This is a genomic window from Streptomyces sp. NPDC007162 (assembly GCF_040634175.1).
Taxonomy (GTDB): Bacteria; Actinomycetota; Actinomycetes; order Streptomycetales; family Streptomycetaceae; genus Streptomyces.
The window spans coordinates 13150-34993 of sequence record NZ_JBEYFC010000028.1 but is presented as its reverse complement, the minus strand read 5'-3'; the positions used below and the strand labels follow the sequence as shown (position 1 = coordinate 34993).

Sequence of the window (21844 nt, the reverse complement as noted above, 5' to 3'; positions counted from 1 at the left end):
CGCGGTGTCTCCTTCTCGAGTCCCGGGCCGCTCCGTGCGAGCGGCCCGCATCGAGGATCCCAGGAGACGACCGATCGCGGACGGGCCTGTGGAAAACCCCGCGAGGCGCCTGTGGAGAAGCCGGAAGGGCCGCTGCCCCCGAGCGGCTGCGGCCCTCACCGTGCTTGTGAAATGCCCGAGTTATTCGGGTTGTCCCGGTTGCTCGGGTGGATCAGAGCACCCGCACCGCGCCGGTCGGCGGGTCGTACGACAGCGGGTGCTCCCCGACGCCGCTGGAGGGGTTCTGCGCACCGACGAACATGCCGTCGCCGACGTACACCGCCACGTGGTAGGCGCTGCCGGCGCTGCCCCAGTAGAGGATGTCGCCGGGCTGCAGGTCGCTCAGCGAGACCTGGGTGCCCTGCGTCGACTGGTCCTGGGAGACGCGCGGCAGACTGACGCCGACCGACTTGAAGGCGGCCTGCACGAGACCCGAGCAGTCCCACGAGTTGGGGCCCGTGCCGCCGGAGACGTAGGCGTCGCCGATCTGTGCCTTCACGAAGGCGACCACGGCGGCGGCCGAACCGGTGGCCGTGGACGTGCTCGTGGAGCTGCTGGAGCTCGCGGAGGTGGCGCTGAGGGTGGTCCGCTCGGCGCTGCGCGAGACGGCCTGCTCGGCGGCGGCCTTGCGGGCCTCCTCGGCCTTCTTCTTGGCCTCGGCCTTCTTCTTCGCGTCGGCGAGGTCCGCCTTGGCCTGCTTCGCGGCCTTCGTGGCGGCCGCGTCGCGCTCGGCCTGGAGGGAGTAGTTCGCGGCTGCCTGCTGCGTGGCGTCGGCGGACTGGGCCACCTGGGTGGCCACATCGGCCGTCAGGATGGGCAGTTCGAGCGTCTGCGTCACGGGTTCGGCGGCACTCGCCGAAGCCGCGCCCGCCGCTGCCATGCCGAGGACACCACTGGCAACTCCGGCGCGCACGGCGATGTTCGTCGTCGCGCTGCGGCGGGGCTTCCGGTGGCTGCGTATGTGAGCGGTGTGGGACATGGGAACAACCGGTATCAGGGGCTCCTTCATATCTACAAGAAACGTGTGCTGCGCCACAGTTGCTCAATCAGGACCGTAAATCCCCTGTGTGTTCTTCTTTATTGACGCCGTAACGGACATAGTGGACGCCCTTGATCACGCCTGTGATCACGTTCTTTCGTCATTACGCCCGAATTGCCCGCGACCTACCATCGGTTGGGGTCGTTGGCCAATCCCCGTTCTCAGACGCCTCTCATCGATGTGGCGGAGGTCACGGAACGGTCACCGGGAGGGGCGCGTCTCGCGCGGGGATCGGGGCAGGAGTGATGCTCGCCCGAGTTCGTGAACGCATGCACGCGTCCACATCGGGTTCCGCCCCTCCCTCTGATGTGTGAATGCGGCCCTCTATCAGGGCGTCCCGTCCACCACCAATTTGCATGCAGAGGAACTCTCTTGATATAGAGACGCCCGCTCCGGACCGCCTCCCGCCTGCGTCGACGAGCGAAAATGTCACTTCTGGTGACCAGGTGAACGCTTCGGGTGTGAAGATCACTACTCATCCGACTTCATGATCGATCGTCAGGTGGTGGAGATCACAAAGCTTGTGTAATACCCCGTGTCGCAGATCACAGAGCGTCGGGCATAAGATGCGAGGCAGTTGGGCTTGTGACCTGCTTCACATGTTCGCGATCTTCGCCCGGGACGCGCGGGGTTCGTGTGACGGACGAGGCAGGTGAGCCCAGCCGAACCGCCACCAGTCAGTGCCGACTGAGAGGAGCGAGGAGCGGTGAACGCGTATGCGCCCATCCTCGTACTGGGAGCCCTCGGGGCAGGCTTTGCGATCTTCTCCGTGGTCATGGCCACGCTGATCGGTCCGAAGCGGTACAACCGCGCCAAGCTCGAAGCCTACGAGTGCGGTATCGAACCGACCCCCACGCCGGCCGGCGGCGGGCGTTTCCCGATCAAGTACTACCTGACGGCGATGCTCTTCATCGTCTTCGACATCGAGATCGTCTTCCTCTACCCGTGGGCCGTCACCTTCGACGCCCTCGGTGTTTTCGGGCTCGTGGAGATGCTGCTCTTCGTGCTCACCGTCTTCGTCGCGTACGCGTACGTATGGCGGCGCGGCGGCCTGGAATGGGACTGAGGGGCCTTTAGACATGGGACTCGAAGAAAAGCTGCCGAGCGGATTCCTGCTGACCACCGTCGAGCAGGCCGCCGGCTGGGTGCGCAAGGCGTCCGTCTTCCCCGCCACCTTCGGCCTCGCCTGCTGCGCCATCGAGATGATGACCACCGGTGCCGGCCGCTACGACCTGGCCCGCTTCGGCATGGAGGTCTTCCGCGGCTCACCCCGCCAGGCCGACCTCATGATCGTCGCCGGCCGGGTCAGTCAGAAGATGGCGCCGGTACTGAGGCAGGTCTACGACCAGATGCCCAACCCCAAGTGGGTGATCTCCATGGGCGTCTGCGCCTCCTCGGGCGGCATGTTCAACAACTACGCGATCGTCCAGGGCGTCGACCACATCGTCCCCGTGGACATCTACCTCCCCGGCTGCCCGCCGCGCCCCGAGATGCTGATGGACGCCATCCTCAAACTCCATCACAAGATCCAGAACTCCAAGCTCGGCGTCAACGCGGAGGAAGCGGCCCGCGAGGCGGAGGAGGCGGCGCTCAAGGCCCTGCCCACGATCGAGATGAAGGGGCTGCTGCGGTGAGCGACGCCAACGGCCGCAACGGGGTCAACCCCGAGAAGGACCTGGCCGCCGACAACCTCCCCGGCCAGCGGGGGCAGGGCGGTGAGGAGATCCGCGTCCAGCGGGGCATGTTCGGTGCCGCCAACGGCGGCGACACCTCCGGTTACGGCGGACTGGTCCGTTCCATCCGCCTCCCCGGACCGGCGAGCCGCCCCTACGGCGGCTGGTTCGACGAGGTCGCCGACGAACTCGAGGGCGCCCTGGAGGAGCAGGGGCTGCTCCCGGACAACGCCGTCGAGAAGACGGTCGTCGACCGAGGCGAGATCACCTTCCACATCGAGCGCGAGCACCTGGTCCGCGTCGCCCGCACCCTGCGCGACGACCCGGCGCTCCGCTTCGAGCTGTGCACCGGCGTCAGCGGCGTCCACTACCTCCACGACAAGGGCCGCGAGCTGCACGCCGTCTACCACCTGCGGTCGATCACCCACAACCGGCTGATCCGCCTCGAGGTCAGCGCCCCGGACGCCGACCCGCACATCCCGTCCCTGGTCTCCGTGTACCCGACGAACGACTGGCACGAGCGCGAGACCTACGACTTCTTCGGGATCGTCTTCGACGGCCACCCGGCCCTGACGCGGATCATGATGCCGGACGACTGGCAGGGCCATCCGCAGCGCAAGGACTACCCCCTCGGCGGCATCCCCGTCGAGTACAAGGGCGCCCAGATCCCGGCTCCGGACCAGCGGAGGTCGTACTCGTGAGCACGTCACACGCTTCCCCTCGCGAGACCACCGAGGGCACCGTATACACGGTCACCGGCGGCGACTGGGACGAGATCGTCCAGTCCGCGGCCCGCGCGGACGACGAACGCATCGTCGTCAACATGGGTCCCCAGCACCCGTCCACCCATGGAGTGCTCCGGCTCATCCTGGAGATCGACGGCGAGACGGTCACCGAGGCCCGCTGCGGCATCGGCTACCTCCACACCGGAATCGAGAAGAACCTCGAATTCCGCACGTGGACGCAGGGCACCACGTTCGTGACCCGCATGGACTACCTGACGTCCTTCTTCAACGAGACCGCCTACTGCCTCGCCGTCGAGAAGCTCCTCGGCATCGAGGACGAGATCACCGAACGCGCCAAGATCATCCGGGTGCTCCTGATGGAGCTGAACCGGCTCTCCTCCCATCTGGTGTGCATCGCCACCGGAGGCATGGAACTCGGCGCCACCACGATCATGATCTACGGATTCCGTGATCGCGAAATGATTCTCGACCTCTACGAACTCATCACCGGCCTGCGCATGAACCACGCGTACATCCGCCCCGGCGGACTCGCCCAGGACCTGCCGCCCGGCGCCGTGGACCAGATCCGCGAGTTCGTGAAGAAGATGAGGAAGAACCTCCCGGAGTACGACAAGCTCGCCACCGGGAACCCCATCTTCAAGGCCCGTATGCAGGACGTCGGCTACCTGGACCTGTCCGGCTGCATGGCCCTCGGCGCCACCGGCCCGATCCTGCGCTCCACCGGGCTCCCGCACGACCTGCGCAAGGCCCAGCCCTACTGCGGCTACGAGACCTACGACTTCGAGGTCGCCGTCGCCGACACCTGCGACTCCTACGGCCGCTTCCTGATCCGCCTGGAGGAGATGCGCCAGTCGCTCAGGATCGTCGAGCAGTGCCTGGACCGGCTGCAGCCCGGACCGGTCATGGTCGCCGACAAGAAGATCGCCTGGCCCGCCCAGCTCGCCCTCGGCCCCGACGGGCTCGGCAACTCCCTCGACCACATCAAGAAGATCATGGGCACCTCCATGGAGGCCCTGATCCACCACTTCAAACTGGTCACCGAGGGCTTCCGGGTCCCGCCCGGCCAGGCCTACGCGGCCGTCGAGTCCCCCAAGGGCGAGCTCGGCGTGCACGCCGTGTCCGACGGCGGCACCCGCCCCTTCCGGGTCCACTTCCGCGACCCGTCCTTCACCAACCTGCAGGCCATGGCGGCGATGTGCGAGGGCGGCCAGGTCGCCGACGTCATCGTCGCCGTCGCGTCCATCGACCCCGTGATGGGAGGCGTCGACCGGTGACCACCTCTTCCTCGGAGCGCGGTATCAGCCTCGGCATGCCCGAGCTGCCCGCCCCCGCGTACCCGGACGACGTCCGGACCCGGCTGGAGGCCGACGCGCGCGACGTCATCGCCCGCTACCCCGACTCCCGGTCCGCCCTGCTGCCGCTGCTGCACCTCGTGCAGTCGCAGGAGGGACACGTCACCCGCACCGGGATGCAGTTCTGCGCGGACATGCTGAACCTCACCACCGCCGAGGTCACCGCCGTCGCCACCTTCTACACCATGTACCGGCGCCGGCCCTCCGGCGACTACCAGGTCGGCGTCTGCACCAACACACTGTGCGCGGTCATGGGCGGCGACGCGATCTTCGAGACCCTCCAGGAACACCTGGGCGTCGGCAACGGCGAGACCACCGACGACGGCAAGGTCACCCTGGAGCACATCGAGTGCAACGCGGCCTGCGACTTCGCTCCCGTCGTGATGGTCAACTGGGAGTTCTTCGACAACCAGACCCCCGCGAGCGCCAAACGCCTCGTCGACGACCTGCGCGCCGGACGGGACGTCGAACCCACGCGCGGGGCCCGGATCTGCACCTTCAAGGAGACCGCGCGGATCCTGGCCGGCTTCCCCGACGAGCGGCCCGGAGCCGTCGAGGAGGGCGGCAGCGCGGGACCCGCGTCGCTGGTGGGCCTCCGCCTGGCAAGGGGGGAGACCGCACCCGCGCGCGTGGTCCATCCGCGCGGAGGCCCGCAGGAGGAGGTGCAGGACCGGACGGTGCACGAGCCGTCCCCGACCGAGCACCTCAGCTCCCATGACGCACCTCAGGAGACCTCGGCCTCCGACCCGTCGCACCCGGCAGGGCCCGCCGCCGAGGAGGGGGAGTGATGACAGTGGTACCCGACCTCAAGGACACCAGCCCCGAGAAGCTGCTCGCACCCGTGCTGTCGGCCTTCTGGGACGAGGACCGGTCGTGGACGCTCGACGTCTACCGAAGGCACGAAGGCTACGAGGGGCTCCGCAAGGCGCTCGCCATGTCACCGGACGACCTGATCGCCTATGTCAAGGAGTCCGGACTGCGCGGCCGCGGCGGCGCGGGGTTCCCGACCGGCATGAAGTGGCAGTTCATTCCGCAGGGAGACGGGAAGCCGCACTATCTGGTTGTCAACGCCGACGAATCGGAGCCCGGGACCTGCAAGGACATCCCGCTCCTCTTCGCGAACCCGCACAGCCTCATCGAGGGCATCGTGATCGCGTGCTATGCCATCCGGTCGTCGCATGCCTTCATCTATCTGCGTGGTGAGGTCGTCCCCGTCCTGAGGCGGTTGCACGAGGCCGTGCGCGAGGCCTACGCGGCCGGCTACCTCGGCGAGAACATCCTCGGCAGCGGCCTCGATCTCACCCTGACCGTGCACGCCGGCGCCGGCGCGTACATCTGCGGTGAGGAGACCGCACTGCTGGACTCGCTCGAAGGCCGCCGTGGTCAACCGCGGCTGCGTCCCCCCTTCCCTGCCGTCGAAGGGCTCTACGCCTGCCCGACTGTTGTGAACAACGTCGAGTCCATCGCCTCGGTTCCCGCCATCCTGCACAAGGGCAAGGAATGGTTCAGGTCGATGGGGAGTGAGAAGTCACCCGGCTTCACGCTCTACTCCCTCAGCGGCCACGTCGCGAGCCCCGGCCAGTACGAGGCACCGCTCGGCATCACCCTGCGTCAGCTCCTCGACATGAGCGGCGGAATGCGGACCGGCCACCGCCTCAAGTTCTGGACGCCCGGCGGCTCCTCGACGCCCATGTTCACCGACGAGCACCTCGACGTCCCCCTCGACTACGAAGGAGTGGGGGCCGCGGGTTCCATGCTGGGCACCAAGGCCCTGCAGTGCTTCGACGAGACCACCTGCGTGGTGCGCGCCGTCACCCGCTGGACCGAGTTCTACGCCCACGAGTCCTGCGGCAAGTGCACCCCCTGCCGCGAAGGCACCTACTGGCTCGTGCAGTTGCTGCGCGACATCGAGGCCGGCAAGGGCGTCATGGCCGACCTCGACAAGCTGAACGACATCGCCGACAACATCAACGGCAAGTCCTTCTGCGCCCTCGGCGACGGCGCAGCGTCCCCGATCTTCTCCTCGCTGAAGTACTTCCGCGAGGAGTACGAACAGCACATCACGGGCCGGGGCTGCCCCTTCGACCCGGCCAAGTCGACGGCCTGGGCGGACCGCCCGGAGGTGAACGCATGACCGTGACCACGAGTTCCCCCTCCTCGGGGGGAACGGCGGCGGTCCCGCCGGAGGACCTCGTCACGCTGACGATCGACGGCGTGGAGATCAGCGTGCCCAAGGGCACCCTCGTCATCCGCGCCGCCGAACAGCTCGGCATCGAGATCCCCCGCTTCTGCGACCACCCCCTGCTGGACCCGGCCGGCGCCTGCCGGCAGTGCATCGTCGAGGTCGAGGGCCAGCGCAAGCCCATGGCGTCCTGCACGATCACCTGCACGGACGGCATGGTCGTGAAGACGCACCTCACCTCACCCGCCGCCGAGAAGGCCCAGCACGGCGTGATGGAGCTGCTGCTCATCAACCACCCGCTGGACTGCCCGGTCTGCGACAAGGGCGGCGAGTGCCCGCTGCAGAACCAGGCGATGTCGCACGGCAACGCCGAGTCCCGCTTCGACGGCAGGAAGCGCACCTACGAGAAGCCCGTCCCGATCTCCACCCAGGTGCTGCTCGACCGCGAACGCTGCGTGCTGTGCGCGCGCTGCACCCGGTTCTCCAACCAGGTCGCCGGCGACCCCATGATCGAGCTCCTGGAACGCGGCGCGCTCCAGCAGGTCGGCACCGGCGAGGGCGACCCGTTCGAGTCGTACTTCTCCGGGAACACCATCCAGATCTGCCCGGTCGGCGCGCTGACCTCGGCGGCGTACCGCTTCCGCTCCCGCCCCTTCGACCTCATCTCCTCGCCGTCCGTGTGCGAGCACTGTGCGGGCGGCTGCGCCACCCGCACCGACCACCGCCGCGGCAAGGTCATGCGGCGGCTCGCCGCCAACGACCCCGAGGTCAACGAGGAGTGGATCTGCGACAAGGGACGCTTCGCGTTCCGGTACGCGCAGCAGAAGGACCGCCTGGAGACCCCGCTGGTCCGAGGCGCCCAGGGCGTCCTCGAACCCGCCTCCTGGCCGGAGGCCCTCGAAGCCGCCGCACGGGGCCTGGCCGCCGCCCGCTCCCGGGCCGCCGTCCTCACCGGCGGCCGGCTCACCGTCGAGGACGCCTACGCGTACAGCAAGTTCGCGCGCGTGGCGCTCGACACCAACGACATCGACTTCCGCGCGCGCGTGCACAGCAGCGAGGAGGCCGACTTCCTGGCCGCGCGCATCGCGGGCCGCGGCCGTGACCTCGACGGCACCGGCGTCACCTACACCACCCTGGAGAAGGCGCCCGCCGTCCTGCTGGTCGGCTTCGAGTCGGAGGAGGAAGCACCCGGCGTCTTCCTGCGGCTGCGCAAGGCCTGGCGCAAGCGCAAGCAGAAGGTGTACGCGCTCGCCACGCACGCCACGCGCGGGCTGCAGAAGGCCGGCGGCACCCTGCTGCCGGCCGCGCCCGGCACCGAGACCGAGTGGCTGGACGCCCTCGCCGGCGGCGTCGGCCTGGAGGAGTCCGGCACCCTGGCCGCCGAGGCACTGCGCACCGACGGCGCGGTCATCGTCGTAGGAGAGCGGCTGGCATCGGTCGCCGGCGGACTCACCGCCGCCGTACGGGCCGCCGTCGCCACCGGCGCCCAGCTGGTGTGGATCCCGCGCCGGGCCGGGGAGCGCGGCGCGATCGAGGCGGGCGCGCTGCCGTCGCTGCTGCCGGGCGGCCGCCCGGCCACCGACCCGCGCGCGCGTGAGGAGGTCGCCGCCGTCTGGGGCATGTCGGAACTCCCGCTCGGCCACGGCCGCGACACCGGCCAGATCATCGAGTCCGCCGCCTGCGGCGAACTCTCGGCCCTGCTGGTAGCCGGTGTCGAGGTCGCCGACCTGCCCGACCCGGCACGTGCGCGTGAGGCACTCGAGGCCGTCGGCTTCCTGGTCTCCCTGGAGCTGCGCCCCAGCGAGGTCACCGAACACGCCGATGTCGTCCTCCCGGTCGCCGCGGTCGCCGAGAAGGCCGGCACCTTCCTCAACTGGGAGGGGCGAGCACGCCTCTTCGAGGCCGCCGTCAAGCCCGACCAGATGCCCCGGCGGCTCGCACCCACCGACGCGCGCGTGCTGCAGATGCTCGCCGACGCCATGGACGTCCACCTCGGCCTGCCCGACCTGCGCACCACGCGCGCGGAGCTGGACCGGCTCGGCGGCTGGGACGGGCCGAAGGCCTCCGCACCACTGGAGACCGGCGCCCCGCTGCCGCGACCGGCCGCCGGGGAGGCCGTGCTCGCCGGACACCGGCTCCTCCTCGACCAGGGCGTCCTCCAGGACGGCGACGAGGCCCTGGCCGGCACCCGGCACGCGGCCCACGCGCGCGTGTCCGCCGCGACGGCCGCCGAGGCGGGTGTCGCGGACGGCGCTCTCATCGCCGTCACCGGAACCTCCGGCACCGTCCGACTCCCCGTTCGGATCACCGAGATGCCCGACCGGGTGGTCTGGCTCCCGCTGAACTCGGTGGGCGGCGGCGTCGCATCCGACACCGGCACGCAGCCCGGCACCCTCGTCCGTATCGGCCCGGCGGCCGCCGCCGGTGAGGCACCCAAGGAGGTGGAGGCATGAGCCCGTACCTCGCCGCTGAAGACCTCTCCATGTTCGGCCGCGACCCGTGGTGGCTGGTCGTCATCAAGGCCGTCTTCTGCTTCGCCTTCCTGATGGTGACCGTACTGATCTCCATCGTCATGGAGCGCAAGGTCGTCGCCTGGATGCAGCTGCGCGTCGGCCCCAACCGGCACGGCCCCTGGGGCATGCTCCAGTCGCTCGCCGACGGCATCAAGCTGATGCTCAAGGAAGACGTCATCGTCAAACGCGCCGACAAGGCCGTGTACGTCCTGGCTCCGATCGTCGCGGCCATCCCGGCGTTCATGGCCATCGCGGTCATCCCGTTCGGCCCCGCCGACAACGAGGTCTCGATCTTCGGCCACCGCACCACGATGCAGCTCACCGACCTGCCGATCGCGATGCTCTACATCCTCGCGGTCGCCTCCGTCGGCATCTACGGCATCGTCCTCGCCGGCTGGAGCTCCGGATCGACCTACCCGCTCCTCGGCGGTCTGCGCTCCTGCGCGCAGATGATCTCCTACGAGATCGCCATGGGCGCCGCGTTCGCCTCCGTGTTCCTGTACTCCGGGTCGATGTCGACGTCCACGATCGTCGACCAGCAGCAGGGCCGCTGGTACATCCTGCTGCTGCCGGTCTCGTTCGTCCTCTACGTCGTCACCATGATCGGCGAGACCAACCGCGCCCCCTTCGACATGCCGGAGTCCGAGGGCGACCTGGTCGGCGGCTTCAACACCGAGTACTCGTCGATCAAGTTCGCGATGTTCATGCTCGCCGAGTACGTCAACATGGTGACGGTCTCCGCCGTGTCGACGACGCTGTTCCTCGGCGGCTGGCGGGCCCCCTGGCCGATCAGCACCGTCTGGGCGGGCGCCAACCACGGCTGGTGGCCGATGCTCTGGTTCGTCGCCAAGGTCGTCGTGCTGCTGTTCGTCTTCGTCTGGGTACGCGGCACCCTCCCGCGCGTGCGCTACGACCAGCTGATGAAGCTCGGCTGGAAGGTCCTCATCCCGGTCTCGGTCGTCTGGCTGATGCTCGTCGCGACCGTACGGACCCTCCGCAACGAGAACTACGGCTTCGCCGACATCGCCCTCTACGTCGGCGGGGGACTGCTCACCCTGCTGGTCCTGTCCTTCGTCGTCGACATCTTCCGCGACAAGGGCAAGGAGGCCGGGCAGAGCGCCGCGGAGCCGGCCGGATTCGACCCGATGGCGGGCGGGTTCCCGGTACCGCCGCTGCCCGGACAGGAGCTGCCACCGGTGCCCCGGCGCGGTCCCCGCCGGGAGCGGGAGCTGATTGTCAGTGGCGGCACGGACACTGTCAGTGACGGATCTTCGGATGGAAAGGAGGCGTCCGATGGCTGAGGAGCCCAAGGAGAGCAAGCCCGGTTTCCTGAACCCCGCGGCCGGCTTCGGCGTGACCTTCAAGGCCATGTTCAAGAAGCGGCTGACCGAGCAGTACCCGGAGCAGAAGAAGACCACGGCCCCGCGGTTCCACGGACGGCACCAGCTCAACCGCCATCCGGACGGCCTGGAGAAGTGCGTCGGCTGCGAACTGTGCGCCTGGGCCTGCCCCGCCGACGCCATCTACGTGGAGGGCGCCGACAACACCGACGAGGAGCGTTACTCGCCGGGCGAACGGTACGGCCGCGTCTACCAGATCAACTACGCCCGCTGCATCCTGTGCGGACTGTGCATCGAGGCGTGCCCGACGCGCGCGCTGACGATGACCAACGAGTTCGAACTGGCCGACAGCAGCCGCGCCAATCTGATCTACACCAAGGAACAGCTGCTCGCCGGCCTCGAAGAGGGCATGGTCGACTCCCCGCACGCGATCTTCCCGGGGACCGACGAACAGGACTACTACCGGGGCCTGGTCACCGAGGCCGCGCCCGGGACCGTACGCCAGGTCGCCGTCTCCAAGGGAGAGGTCCCCCAGGAGGCCGAGTCCACCTTCGGTCCGGACGAACCGGCCTCGCAGGAGGTGATCGGCCGATGAACCCGCAGCAGATCGCCGCGTACGCCACCTCCACCGGCGAGGCCTTCCAGTTCTGGGTCCTCGGCACCGTCGCCGTGATCGGCGCCCTGTGCACCGTCTTCATGAGGAAGGCCGTGCACAGCGCGCTGTGCCTCGCCGGGACCATGATCATCCTGGCGGTCTTCTACCTCGCCAACGGCGCCTACTTCCTCGGCATCGTGCAGATCGTCGTCTACACCGGCGCGATCATGATGCTGTTCCTCTTCGTGGTGATGCTGGTCGGTGTGACCGCGGCCGACTCCCTGAAGGAGACCATCAAGGGCCAGCGCTGGCTGGCCCTGCTGTGCGGGGTCGGCTTCGGCGTCCTGCTCTTCGCGGGCATCGCCAACGCCTCCCTGAAGCAGTTCAACGGCATCGGCCAGGCCAACGCCAACGGCAATGTGCAGGGGCTCGCCGCCCTCATCTTCACCAAGTACGTGTTCGCCTTCGAAATCACCGGCGCCCTGCTCATCACCGCGGCCGTCGGCGCGATGGTGCTCACCCACCGCGAGCGCACCGAACGCCCCAAGACCCAGCGCGAGCAGGCGGAACAGCGTGTCCGCGACGGCAAGCACCTGCCGCCGCTGCCCGCCCCCGGCGTCTACGCCCGGCACAACGCCGTGGACATCGCCGGCCTGTTGCCCGACGGCACCCCCTCGGAGCTCACGGTCAGCAAGACACTGCGCGACCGCGGCCAGATCCGCGACGTGTCGACGCAGGCACTCAACGACCTGCGGGCCCTCGAACAGCGTGCCGAGGAACGACTGGAGCGCACCCCGGTCGAACCCGCCCACCACAAGCGGAGCGAGGAGGCGTCGAAGTGAACCCCGTCTACTACCTCTACCTCGCGGCCCTGTTGTTCACGATCGGCGCCACCGGTGTGCTGATCAGACGAAACGCGATCGTCGTCTTCATGTGCATCGAGCTGATGCTCAACGCCTGCAACCTCGCGTTCGTCGTCTTCTCCCGCATGCACGGCAATCTCGACGGCCAGATCATCGCCTTCTTCACGATGGTCGTCGCCGCCGCGGAGGTCGTGGTCGGGCTCGCGATCATCGTGTCGCTGTTCCGTACCCGCCACTCGGCCTCGGTCGACGACGCCAGCCTGATGAAGCTGTAAGGGGTCGCTGAATCGTGGAGAACCTCATCGCGCTGCTGATCGCGGCGCCTCTGCTCGGAGCGGTCGTCCTCCTGGTCGGCGGCCGCCGCCTGGACGGCGTGGGGCACTGGATCGGCACCCTTCTGTCGACGGCCTCCTTCGTGTTCGGCGTGATCCTCTTCGCCGACCTGCTGGGCAAGAACGCCGAACACCGCACGCTCACCCAACACCTGTGGACGTGGATCTCCGTCGGCAGCTTCCAGGCGGACGTCACCTTCCGCCTCGACCAGCTGTCGATGACCTTCGTCCTGCTGATCACCGGCGTCGGCTCGCTCATCCACGTGTACTCGATCGGGTACATGGAGCACGACGAGCGCCGCCGCCGCTTCTTCGGCTACCTCAACCTGTTCCTCGCGGCGATGCTGCTGCTCGTCCTCGCCGACAACTACCTGCTGCTGTACGTCGGCTGGGAGGGCGTCGGTCTCGCCTCCTACCTGCTGATCGGGTTCTGGCAGCACAAGCCCAGCGCGGCCACCGCGGCGAAGAAGGCCTTCCTCGTCAACCGCGTCGGTGACATGGGCCTGTCGATCGCGATCATGCTGATGTTCACGACGTTCGGCACCTTCGCCTTCGGGCCCGTGTTCAGCCACGTCGGCGACGCCTCCCAGGGCAGGCTCACCGCGATCGGCCTGATGCTGCTGCTCGCCGCCTGCGGCAAGTCCGCACAGGTCCCGCTGCAGTCCTGGCTCGGGGACGCCATGGAAGGCCCCACCCCGGTCTCCGCCCTCATCCACGCGGCGACCATGGTGACCGCGGGCGTCTACCTCATCGTCCGATCGGGAGCGATCTTCAACGCCGCCCCCGACGCCCAGCTGGCCGTCACCGTCGTCGGCGCCGTCACGCTCCTGTTCGGTGCGATCGTCGGTTGCGCCAAGGACGACATCAAGAAGGCGCTCGCCGGCTCGACCATGTCGCAGATCGGCTACATGGTCCTCGCCGCCGGCCTCGGCCCCATCGGCTACGTCTTCGCGATCATGCACCTGGTGACGCACGGCTTCTTCAAGGCAGGCCTCTTCCTCGGCGCCGGCTCCGTCATGCACGGCATGAACGACGAGGTCGACATGCGCAAGTACGGCGGCCTGCGCAAGTACATGCCGGTCACCTTCATCACCTTCGGCCTCGGCTACCTCGCCATCATCGGCTTCCCGGGCCTGTCCGGATTCTTCTCCAAGGACAAGATCATCGAGGCGGCGTTCGCCAAGGGCGGCACCGAGGGCTGGATCCTCGGCGCCTGCGCCCTGCTGGGTGCCGCGATCACCGCCTTCTACATGACGCGCGTGATGCTGATGACGTTCTTCGGCGAGGAACGCTGGCGCAACCAGCCCACTCGCTCCCCGCAGGCGCCCAGCGCCGAACCGGCAGCCGAACACCACGGCGAGCACGCGGAACCGCACCCGCACGAGTCCCCGAAGGTCATGACCATCCCCATGGTCGTGCTGGCCGTCGGATCGGTGTTCGGCGGCGCCTTCTTCAGCATCGGCGACCGCTTCCTGCACTGGCTGGAGCCGGTCACCGGCCACAGCGAGGGCGACTCCCCGCTCAGCGCGGCCACCGTCACCGGCGCCACCATGGTCTGCCTGGTCATCGGCGTCGGCATCGCCTACCTGCAGTACGGCCGCCGACCCGTCCCCGCCGTCGCCCCGCGCGGTTCGCTGCTCACCCGCGCGGCCCGCCGCGACCTCCTCCAGGACGACTTCAACCACGTCGTCCTGGTCCGCGGCGGCGAACACCTCACACGCTCCCTGGTGTACGTCGACCACACCCTGGTCGACGGGGTCGTCAACGGCACGGCGGCGGGCTTCGGCGGCCTCTCCGGCCGGCTGCGCAGGCTCCAGAACGGCTACGCGCGCTCGTACGCGGTCTCGATGTTCGGCGGCGCGGCCCTCCTGGTCGCTGCGACCCTGCTGATGAGGGCGGTCTGATACCGATGTCCTTTCCTCTGCTGACAGCGACAGCGGCCCTGCCGGCCGTCGGCGCGATCGCCACGGCCGCCGTACCGGCCGCCCGGCGCACCGCCGCCAAATGGCTCGCGCTGCTGGTCTCGCTCGCCACCCTGGTCCTCGCGGTCGTCATCCTGGTCTGCTTCGACCCGGGCGGCGCCCGCTACCAGCTCACCGAGTCCCACGCATGGATCGCGGACTTCGGAGTCAGGTACGACCTGGGCGTGGACGGCATCGCCGCCGTCCTCATCGCCCTGACCGCCCTGCTGATCCCGTTCATCGTGCTGGCCGGCTGGCACGACGCCGACCCGCTGGAGACCGGCAGCAAGCGGTGGCGCCCGACGCAGGGCTTCTTCGCCCTGATCCTGGCCGTCGAGGCGATGGTCATCATCTCCTTCGAGTCCACCGACGTCTTTTTGTTCTACATCTTCTTCGAAGCCATGCTGATCCCGATGTACTTCCTCATCGGCGGCTTCGGCGACCGCGCCCACGAACACGGCGAGGAGACGGCGTCCACGCAGCGGTCGTACGCCGCCGTGAAGTTCCTCCTGTACAACCTGGTCGGCGGTCTGATCATGCTGGCCGCCGTCATCGGCCTCTACGTGGTCGCGGGGAACTTCTCCCTCACGGAGATCGCGCAGGCCCGCGCGAACGGCTCGCTGCACATGGCGACCAGCACCGAACGCTGGCTGTTCCTCGGCTTCTTCTTCGCCTTCGCCGTGAAGGCGCCGCTGTGGCCGCTGCACACCTGGCTGCCCAACGCCATGCAGGAGTCCACCGCCCCCGTCGCCGTCCTCATCACCGCGGTCGTCGACAAGGTCGGCACGTTCGCGATGCTCCGCTACTGCCTCCAGCTGTTCCCCGAGGCGTCGAAGTGGGCGACACCCGTCATCCTCGTCCTCGCCGTGATCGGCATCATCTACGGCGCACTGCTCGCCGTCGGCCAGCGCGACATCAAGCGCCTGGTCGCCTACGCGTCGATCTCGCACTTCGGCTTCATCATCCTGGGCATCTTCGCGATGACCAGCCAGGGCCAGTCCGGCGCCACCCTCTACATGGTCAACCACGGCATCTCCACGGCCGCCCTGATGCTGGTCGCCGGCTTCCTGATCTCCCGCCGCGGCTCGCGCCTCATCGCGGACTACGGCGGAGTGCAGAAGGTCGCGCCGGTGCTCGCCGGCACCTTCCTGATCGGCGGTCTGGCGACCCTGTCCCTGCCGGGTCTCGCACCCTTCGTGAGCGAATTCCTCGTCCTGGTCGGCACCTTCACGCGCTACCCGGCCATCGGGATCATCGCCACCTTCGGCATCGTCCTCGCCGCGCTCTACACCCTCGTCCTCTACCAGCGGACGATGACAGGCCCGGTGAAACCGGAGGTCTCCGCGATGCCCGACCTGCGCGCGCGTGAACTCGTGGTCGTCGCCCCGCTGATCGTTCTGCTGATCTTCCTGGGCGTCTACCCGAAACCCGTCACGGACATCGTCAACCCGGCGGTCAAACAGACCATGTCGGACGTACACAAGACCGACCCCAAGCCCGAGGCGGAGGCGGCGAAGTGAGCGCAGCAGCCGTCCACAGCCTGTGGACAACCGCGGCCGACCCGATCTCGAAGATCGGCGCGCCGAAGATCGAATACGGACAGTTGTCGCCCACCCTGATCGTCGTCGGCGCGGCGATCGTCGGGGTGCTCGTCGAGGCGTTCGTCCCCCGTAAATCCCGCTACTACGCACAGGTGTTCGTCTCCGCCGTCGCCCTGTGCGCGGCCTTCGCGGCAGTCGTCGCCCTCGCCGCGGACGGATACGGCACCACGAAGGCACACATCGCCGCCATGGGCGCGATCGCCGTCGACGGACCGTCCCTGTTCCTCCAGGGCACCATCCTGCTCGCCGGACTCGTCGGCCTGTTCACCTTCGCCGAACGTCGGCTCGACCCCGAGGCCCACGGCAACCGCGTCGACTCCTTCGCCGCCCAGGCCGCGTCGGTCCCCGGCAGCGACAGCGAACAGGCCGCCGTCAAGGCCGGGTTCACCACCACCGAGGTCTTCCCGCTGCTCCTCTTCGCGGTCGCCGGCATGCTGGTGTTCCCCTCGGCCAACGACCTGCTGACGCTCTTCGTCGCCCTGGAGGTCTTCTCCCTCCCGCTCTACCTGATGTGCGCCCTGGCCCGCCGCAAGCGCCTCATGTCACAGGAAGCCGCCGTCAAGTACTTCCTGCTCGGCGCCTTCGCCTCCGCGTTCACCCTGTTCGGCATCGCCATGCTCTACGGCTACGCCGGCTCGGTGTCGTACGCCACCATCGCCCAGGTCGTCGACGGCACCGTCACCAACGTCGACCCCGCCCTCGCGGGCACCATGGGCAACGACGCGCTGCTCCTCATCGGCTCCGCCATGGTCGTCATGGGCCTGCTCTTCAAGGTCGGCGCCGTCCCCTTCCACATGTGGACGCCCGACGTCTACCAGGGCGCACCCACCCCGGTGACCGGCTTCATGGCCGCCGCCACCAAGGTCGCCGCGTTCGGCGCGCTGCTGCGCCTGCTGTACGTCGTGCTGCCCGGCATGCGCTGGGACTGGCGGCCGGTCATGTGGGGCGTCGCGATCATCACCATGCTGGGCGGCGCGATCGTCGCGATCACCCAGACCGACATCAAACGACTGCTCGCCTACTCGTCGATCGCCCACGCCGGATTCATCCTCGCGGGTGTCATCGCGACCTCGAAGGACGGCGTGTCGTCCGTCCTCTTCTACCTCGCCGCGTACTCCTTCGTCACCATCGGAGCCTTCGCCGTGGTCACGCTGGTGCGCGACGCGGGCGGCGAGGCGACACACCTGTCCAAGTGGGCGGGGCTCGGCCGACGGTCCCCCCTGGTGGCCGCCGTCTTCGCCGTCTTCCTACTGGCCTTCGCCGGAATCCCGCTGACCTCCGGCTTCGCCGGAAAGTTCGCCGTGTTCAAGGCGGCGGCCGAGGGCGGAGCGGTCCCCCTGGTCGTCATCGGTGTGATCTCGTCGGCGATCGCCGCCTTCTTCTACATCCGGGTGATCGTCCTCATGTTCTTCAGCGAACCGAGGCCCGAGGGCCCCACCGTCGCCGTACCGTCACCGCTCACCATGGCCGCCATCGGCCTGGGCGTCGCCGTCACCCTCGTGCTCGGCGTGGCACCCCAGTACTTCCTCGACCTGGCCAGCCAGGCCGGAGTCTTCGTGCGCTGACCCGTCCCGTACGACCACGGGCCCCGGTTCCTCGCGCAGGAACCGGGGCCCAGGCGCATGCCCGGCCGGACGCCACCGGCAGCCGACCGGCTACGCGCACGCCACCGCCGGGTTCCACGGCGCGAACAGACCGCTCGGGTTGTCCTTCCAGATCCACGCCCGCAGCGTGTACACCGACCCCCTGACACCCGGAACCGTCGTCGGCCCCCGGAACGTCCGGCCGAACAGCGTCGGCGGGGCCGTACCGCTGCCGGCCCGCACGATCCACTCCACCCCGACCAGCGCACGCCCGCCGTCGCCGTCGGCCTCGTACAGGAGACCCGCCGGCTCGGACGGGTCCAGACTGCCGACAGCGGCGGACCTGACGTAGTGGTAGCCCGCCCCTCCCTTGCCGCTCCGGGCGTCGCACGCGGCGGCCGGGGCGTACCCGTCCGTGACGGCGAACGGCTCGTACTCGTAGTCCGCCGTCGCCGTGTACGCCGGGGTCAGATCCGTCCACACGAACGGATCGGCGGTGGGGACGGGAGCCGCGTCGGCGGGAACCGCGGCCAGAGCGAACGGCACGGCCAGCGCCATCGCGACGCCGGCCGTGCGGGACCTGAGAGACATCCTGAAGCTCCTCGGGGCGGAAGAGGCACGCGAACGCGGCGCCTCCGTTACGACGCGGGCCTCCCCGGTCCCGCCCGTGCAGCATGGCCCGCGCCGCGCCCGGGTCGCCACGCGGAGTCCGCCAAAGGACTGAGGACACCGCCGGACGGGCGACTCCGGCACCGGCATCCCCCCTCCCGGGCGGCCGGCCTGTGGACAACTCGGGCGCTGTCGGTCCGGACCCCTATCGTGGAGGCAGTGGTCGAGGGACGACGTACGGGGGACACGACGATGGGCGGGACGGGCGGGACCGACGAGATGCCAGGGACGACCGAGACGCCGCAGGCGCCGCAAAGGCCCGGACCGGCGGACAGCGAGGCACTGGCCACGCTGCACCAGGTCTTCGGGTACGACGCCTTCCGCGGCGAGCAGGAAGCGATCATCGAGCATGTGGTGGCGGGCGGCGACGCCGTCGTCCTCATGCCGACCGGCGGCGGAAAATCGCTGTGCTACCAGATCCCCGCCCTGGTCAGACCAGGTACGGGCATCGTGGTCTCACCGCTCATCGCCCTCATGCAGGACCAGGTGGACGCCCTGCGCGCCCTCGGCGTGAACGCCGGCTTCATCAACTCCACCCAGGACTTCGACGAGCGACGCGTGGTCGAGGCCCAGTTCCTCGCCGGTGAACTCGACCTGCTCTACCTGGCCCCCGAACGGCTCCGCCTGGACGCCACGCTCGACCTGCTCGGCCGCGGCAAGATCGCCGTCTTCGCGATCGACGAAGCGCACTGCGTCTCCCAGTGGGGCCACGACTTCCGCCCCGACTACCTAGCCCTCTCCCTCCTCGGCGAGCGCTGGCCGGACGTCCCGCGCATCGCGCTCACGGCAACCGCCACCCGAGCGACCCACCAGGAGATCACCCAGCGGCTCCACATGCCGGCCGCCCGGCACTTCGAAGCCAGTTTCGACCGGCCCAACATCCAGTACCGGATCGTCCCCAAGGCCGATCCGAAGAAGCAGCTCCTCACCTTCCTGCGCCAGGAGCACGAGGGCGACGCGGGCATCGTCTACTGCCTCTCCCGCAAGTCCGTCGAATCCACCGCCGAATTCCTGAGCCGCAACGGCATCGAGGCCGTCCCCTACCACGCAGGCCTCGACGCCGGCACCCGCGCCGCCCACCAGTCCCGCTTCCTGCGCGAAGAAGGCCTGGTAGTGGTCGCCACCATCGCCTTCGGCATGGGCATCGACAAACCCGACGTCCGCTTCGTCGCCCACCTGGACCTGCCCAAGTCCGTCGAGGGCTACTACCAGGAGACCGGACGCGCGGGTCGTGACGGACTGCCCTCCACCGCCTGGATGGCCTACGGCCTCAACGACGTCATACAGCAGCGCAAACTCATCCAGTCGGGCGAGGGCGACGAGGCCTTCCGCCGCCGCGCCCAGGCCCACCTCGACTCCATGCTCGCCCTGTGCGAGACCGCCCAGTGCCGACGCGGGCAACTCCTGAACTACTTCGGCCAGGACCCGGACCCGGCGGGCTGCGGCAACTGCGACACCTGCCTCACCCCGCCCGAGACCTGGGACGGCACCGTCGCCGCCCAGAAAGTCCTCTCCACAGTGGTACGACTGCAGCGGGAACGCGGGCAGAAGTTCGGCGCCGTCCAGATCGTCGACATCCTCCTCGGCAAGCGCACCGGCAAGGTCATACAGTTCGACCACGACCAGCTGTCCGTCTTCGGTATCGGCACCGACCTCGAAGAAGGCGAATGGCGGGGCGTCGTAAGGCAACTGCTCGCCCAGGGACTCCTCGCGGTCGAGGGGGAGTACGGCACCCTCGTGCTCACCGAGGCCAGCGGAGCGGTACTGCGACGGGAATGCGAAGTCCCGCTGCGCAAGGAACCGAAGAAGCCGGTGGTACCGCGCTCCGCGTCCGCCGGCGCATCCGGGTCCTCGGGCAGGAGCAAGGCGAAGGCGGCTGTGGCAGAGCTGCCCGAGAACCTGCTCCCCGCCTTCGAGGCACTACGCGCCTGGCGCGCCGAACAGGCTCGTGAACACGGCGTACCGGCCTATGTGATCTTCCATGACGCCACCCTGCGGGAGATCGTCAGCCGCTGGCCCGAAACGGTCGCCGAACTCGCCACGGTCGGCGGCGTCGGCGAGAAGAAACTGATGACGTACGGCGAAGGCGTACTCGGCGTACTGGCTTCCCTGAACGCGCCAGAACCGTCGGCGCCCCCGGCTCCTGCGGCGGCGGAAGCCGGGGACGAGGACCACTGGCCCGAGACGGACGCGGAGCCCGAGCCGGACGAGGACTGGATATAGACCCGCGGATGCCGCCGAGGACGCGGCCTAGCACCCTAGCCGAGTGCCGTGAGGCCCGGGGCGAACGTGATCAGCAGGGGCAGCAGCGGGATCAGGGCGGCCACGGTCGTCGTCAGGGCCCGTTGGCGGCGCAGCAGCCGCGGAGGCGGTTCCAGGAGCCGGTCGACCCGCTCGCCCAGCAGACGGCGGCTCGACGCACAGGAGAGGACTCCGCGGTGCTGGTTCAGTTCGATCAGGGCCAGCGCGGTCGTGAGGTGGCCGCAGCGGCGGGACGCGATGTCGTCGGCGGCGAGTTCGACGAGCCGGTGGGTCTGGTCGCAGAAGTGGGAGAACAGCGGCACCCGGGGGAATCCCGTGGCGAGGGCGCTGGAGAGGTGGAGCAGCCAGTCGTGGTGGGCGCGGGCGTGTCCCCGTTCGTGGGTGAGGACCGCGTCGAGCTGATGGTCGGTGAGGCGGTGCAGCGCCCCTGTCGTCACCACGAGCTGCGGCGGGTGCCCGGGCATCCACCAGGCGTCCGGGTACTCGTCCTCCAGCACCAGCATCGGCCCGCGTGCCGCCGGCAGCCCGGCCGGCAGTTCCGGCGCCCGTTCCCGCAGGTGCGCGCGGGTGCGGTCGCGGCCCCGCCGGGCCTCGACCAGTTCACGGGCGAGCATCGCCGTCGTCCACGCGGCCCCGCACGCCAGCAGCACCGTGAGGGCGACCGCCCACAGGGGCGCGACGGAGAGGTCGTACGCCGCGGTGACCGCCGGTGGCGCCGGCGCGAACACCCGGTCGCGCACGGTGTGGAAGACGGCCGCGGCACCCAGGACCAGCGCCGCCAGACAGCACATCAGCACGGTGGCGACCAGGCACTGCCACACCCACAGGGCCACCACCGGTTCGCGTTCCGGCCACAGGGCCTGCACCAGTGCACGCGGCGCCGGAACCGCGGCCGTCAGGGCGACGGCGGTCAGCAGGAGCAGGCAGACGGTCATGCCGCGGCTCCGTTTCCTGATCGGAGAGGTGTGCGGTGGCGGGGCGGTGGTGCGGAAGCTACGCGGTTGGGCTGCTGGTTGCGTGCGCCGGTGCATCGCGTGGTGCGTGCGCCGCCGTCCCGCGTGGTGCACGGTGGAGGCGCAGCGCATGGTGCGTGT

18 protein-coding genes are annotated in these 21844 nt (G+C 69.3%); 15 read left to right on the top strand and 3 right to left on the bottom strand.

The features are described 5' to 3' along the window. Positions 1–211 precede the first annotated feature (211 nt). Positions 212–1018, bottom strand: coding sequence for a C40 family peptidase (locus ABZ646_RS05740; RefSeq protein WP_360513288.1), 807 nt, complete (start codon positions 1016–1018; stop codon positions 212–214). A gap of 766 nt (positions 1019–1784) precedes the next feature. Between ABZ646_RS05740 and ABZ646_RS05735 the strand changes: the two genes are divergently transcribed. Genes ABZ646_RS05735 through nuoN form a run of 14 tightly spaced genes read left to right on the top strand, consistent with a single transcriptional unit; the run spans position 1785 to position 17801 of the window. Beyond that, entirely contained in the window at positions 1785–2144 is a 360-nt protein-coding gene (locus ABZ646_RS05735; RefSeq protein WP_007383963.1) for an NADH-quinone oxidoreductase subunit A, read from the top strand. Positions 2145–2157: 13 nt separating this feature from the next. After that, the gene (locus ABZ646_RS05730) at positions 2158–2712 is read left to right on the top strand and encodes an NADH-quinone oxidoreductase subunit B (RefSeq protein WP_055635348.1); all 555 of its coding nucleotides are present in this window, start codon (positions 2158–2160) and stop codon (positions 2710–2712) included. Next, on the top strand, positions 2709–3452 hold the full coding sequence (locus ABZ646_RS05725) for an NADH-quinone oxidoreductase subunit C (protein ID WP_360513286.1): 744 nt from the start codon (positions 2709–2711) through the stop codon (positions 3450–3452). Before ABZ646_RS05730 ends, ABZ646_RS05725 begins: the two co-directional genes overlap by 4 nt. After that, entirely contained in the window at positions 3449–4771 is a 1323-nt protein-coding gene (locus ABZ646_RS05720) for an NADH-quinone oxidoreductase subunit D (RefSeq protein WP_360513284.1), read from the top strand. Before ABZ646_RS05725 ends, ABZ646_RS05720 begins: the two co-directional genes overlap by 4 nt. Beyond that, a complete protein-coding gene (gene nuoE / locus ABZ646_RS05715) occupies positions 4768–5637 on the top strand; it encodes an NADH-quinone oxidoreductase subunit NuoE (RefSeq protein WP_360513282.1) in 870 nt (289 codons plus the stop codon). The genes ABZ646_RS05720 and nuoE overlap by 4 nt, the downstream gene beginning before the upstream one ends. Beyond that, positions 5634–6983, top strand: a complete 1350-nt coding sequence (gene nuoF, locus ABZ646_RS05710; protein ID WP_360513280.1) for an NADH-quinone oxidoreductase subunit NuoF — start codon at positions 5634–5636, stop codon at positions 6981–6983. The genes nuoE and nuoF overlap by 4 nt, the downstream gene beginning before the upstream one ends. Beyond that, a complete protein-coding gene (locus ABZ646_RS05705) occupies positions 6980–9484 on the top strand; it encodes an NADH-quinone oxidoreductase subunit G (protein ID WP_360513278.1) in 2505 nt (834 codons plus the stop codon). The genes nuoF and ABZ646_RS05705 overlap by 4 nt, the downstream gene beginning before the upstream one ends. Next, a complete protein-coding gene (gene nuoH / locus ABZ646_RS05700) occupies positions 9481–10845 on the top strand; it encodes an NADH-quinone oxidoreductase subunit NuoH (protein ID WP_360513276.1) in 1365 nt (454 codons plus the stop codon). Before ABZ646_RS05705 ends, nuoH begins: the two co-directional genes overlap by 4 nt. Further along, on the top strand, positions 10838–11479 hold the full coding sequence (gene nuoI, locus ABZ646_RS05695) for an NADH-quinone oxidoreductase subunit NuoI (RefSeq protein WP_360513274.1): 642 nt from the start codon (positions 10838–10840) through the stop codon (positions 11477–11479). The genes nuoH and nuoI overlap by 8 nt, the downstream gene beginning before the upstream one ends. Then, on the top strand, positions 11476–12321 hold the full coding sequence (locus tag ABZ646_RS05690; protein WP_360513272.1) for an NADH-quinone oxidoreductase subunit J: 846 nt from the start codon (positions 11476–11478) through the stop codon (positions 12319–12321). The genes nuoI and ABZ646_RS05690 overlap by 4 nt, the downstream gene beginning before the upstream one ends. Next, the gene (gene nuoK, locus ABZ646_RS05685) at positions 12318–12617 is read left to right on the top strand and encodes an NADH-quinone oxidoreductase subunit NuoK (protein ID WP_046726439.1); all 300 of its coding nucleotides are present in this window, start codon (positions 12318–12320) and stop codon (positions 12615–12617) included. The genes ABZ646_RS05690 and nuoK overlap by 4 nt, the downstream gene beginning before the upstream one ends. A 14-nt stretch (positions 12618–12631) precedes the next feature. Further along, positions 12632–14578: an NADH-quinone oxidoreductase subunit L gene (gene nuoL, locus ABZ646_RS05680; RefSeq protein WP_360513270.1), complete on the top strand. Its 1947-nt coding sequence runs from the start codon at positions 12632–12634 to the stop codon at positions 14576–14578. Positions 14579–14583: 5 nt separating this feature from the next. Further along, positions 14584–16155: an NADH-quinone oxidoreductase subunit M gene (locus tag ABZ646_RS05675; protein ID WP_360513268.1), complete on the top strand. Its 1572-nt coding sequence runs from the start codon at positions 14584–14586 to the stop codon at positions 16153–16155. Beyond that, positions 16152–17801, top strand: coding sequence for an NADH-quinone oxidoreductase subunit NuoN (nuoN, locus tag ABZ646_RS05670; RefSeq protein ID WP_360513266.1), 1650 nt, complete (start codon positions 16152–16154; stop codon positions 17799–17801). Before ABZ646_RS05675 ends, nuoN begins: the two co-directional genes overlap by 4 nt. A 90-nt stretch (positions 17802–17891) precedes the next feature. Here nuoN and ABZ646_RS05665 read toward each other — a convergent pair whose 3' ends face one another. Next, positions 17892–18410, bottom strand: a complete 519-nt coding sequence (locus tag ABZ646_RS05665) for a hypothetical protein (RefSeq protein WP_360513264.1) — start codon at positions 18408–18410, stop codon at positions 17892–17894. A gap of 297 nt (positions 18411–18707) precedes the next feature. Here ABZ646_RS05665 and recQ point away from each other — a divergent pair, with 297 nt between their 5' ends. Further along, positions 18708–20711, top strand: coding sequence for a DNA helicase RecQ (recQ, locus tag ABZ646_RS05660; RefSeq protein WP_360513291.1), 2004 nt, complete (start codon positions 18708–18710; stop codon positions 20709–20711). Positions 20712–20746: 35 nt separating this feature from the next. On the opposite strand, the gene ABZ646_RS05655 is transcribed toward recQ, so the two are convergent. Further along, entirely contained in the window at positions 20747–21685 is a 939-nt protein-coding gene (locus ABZ646_RS05655) for a M56 family metallopeptidase (protein ID WP_360513262.1), read from the bottom strand. Between the last annotated feature and the right edge of the window lie 159 nt (positions 21686–21844).

What these genes read in the sequence shown, in the direction of transcription:
- ABZ646_RS05740 (WP_360513288.1), bottom strand. Translation starts at nt 1,018, where the DNA reads ATGTCCCACACCGCTCACATACGCAGCCACCGGAAGCCCCGCCGCAGC.
- ABZ646_RS05730 (WP_055635348.1), top strand. Translation starts at nt 2,158, where the DNA reads ATGGGACTCGAAGAAAAGCTGCCGAGCGGATTCCTGCTGACCACCGTC.
- ABZ646_RS05705 (WP_360513278.1), top strand. Translation starts at nt 6,980, where the DNA reads ATGACCGTGACCACGAGTTCCCCCTCCTCGGGGGGAACGGCGGCGGTC.
- nuoH (WP_360513276.1), top strand. Translation starts at nt 9,481, where the DNA reads ATGAGCCCGTACCTCGCCGCTGAAGACCTCTCCATGTTCGGCCGCGAC.
- nuoI (WP_360513274.1), top strand. Translation starts at nt 10,838, where the DNA reads ATGGCTGAGGAGCCCAAGGAGAGCAAGCCCGGTTTCCTGAACCCCGCG.
- ABZ646_RS05690 (WP_360513272.1), top strand. Translation starts at nt 11,476, where the DNA reads ATGAACCCGCAGCAGATCGCCGCGTACGCCACCTCCACCGGCGAGGCC.
- ABZ646_RS05675 (WP_360513268.1), top strand. Translation starts at nt 14,584, where the DNA reads ATGTCCTTTCCTCTGCTGACAGCGACAGCGGCCCTGCCGGCCGTCGGC.
- ABZ646_RS05665 (WP_360513264.1), bottom strand. Translation starts at nt 18,410, where the DNA reads ATGTCTCTCAGGTCCCGCACGGCCGGCGTCGCGATGGCGCTGGCCGTG.
- recQ (WP_360513291.1), top strand. Translation starts at nt 18,708, where the DNA reads ATGCCAGGGACGACCGAGACGCCGCAGGCGCCGCAAAGGCCCGGACCG.
- ABZ646_RS05655 (WP_360513262.1), bottom strand. Translation starts at nt 21,685, where the DNA reads ATGACCGTCTGCCTGCTCCTGCTGACCGCCGTCGCCCTGACGGCCGCG.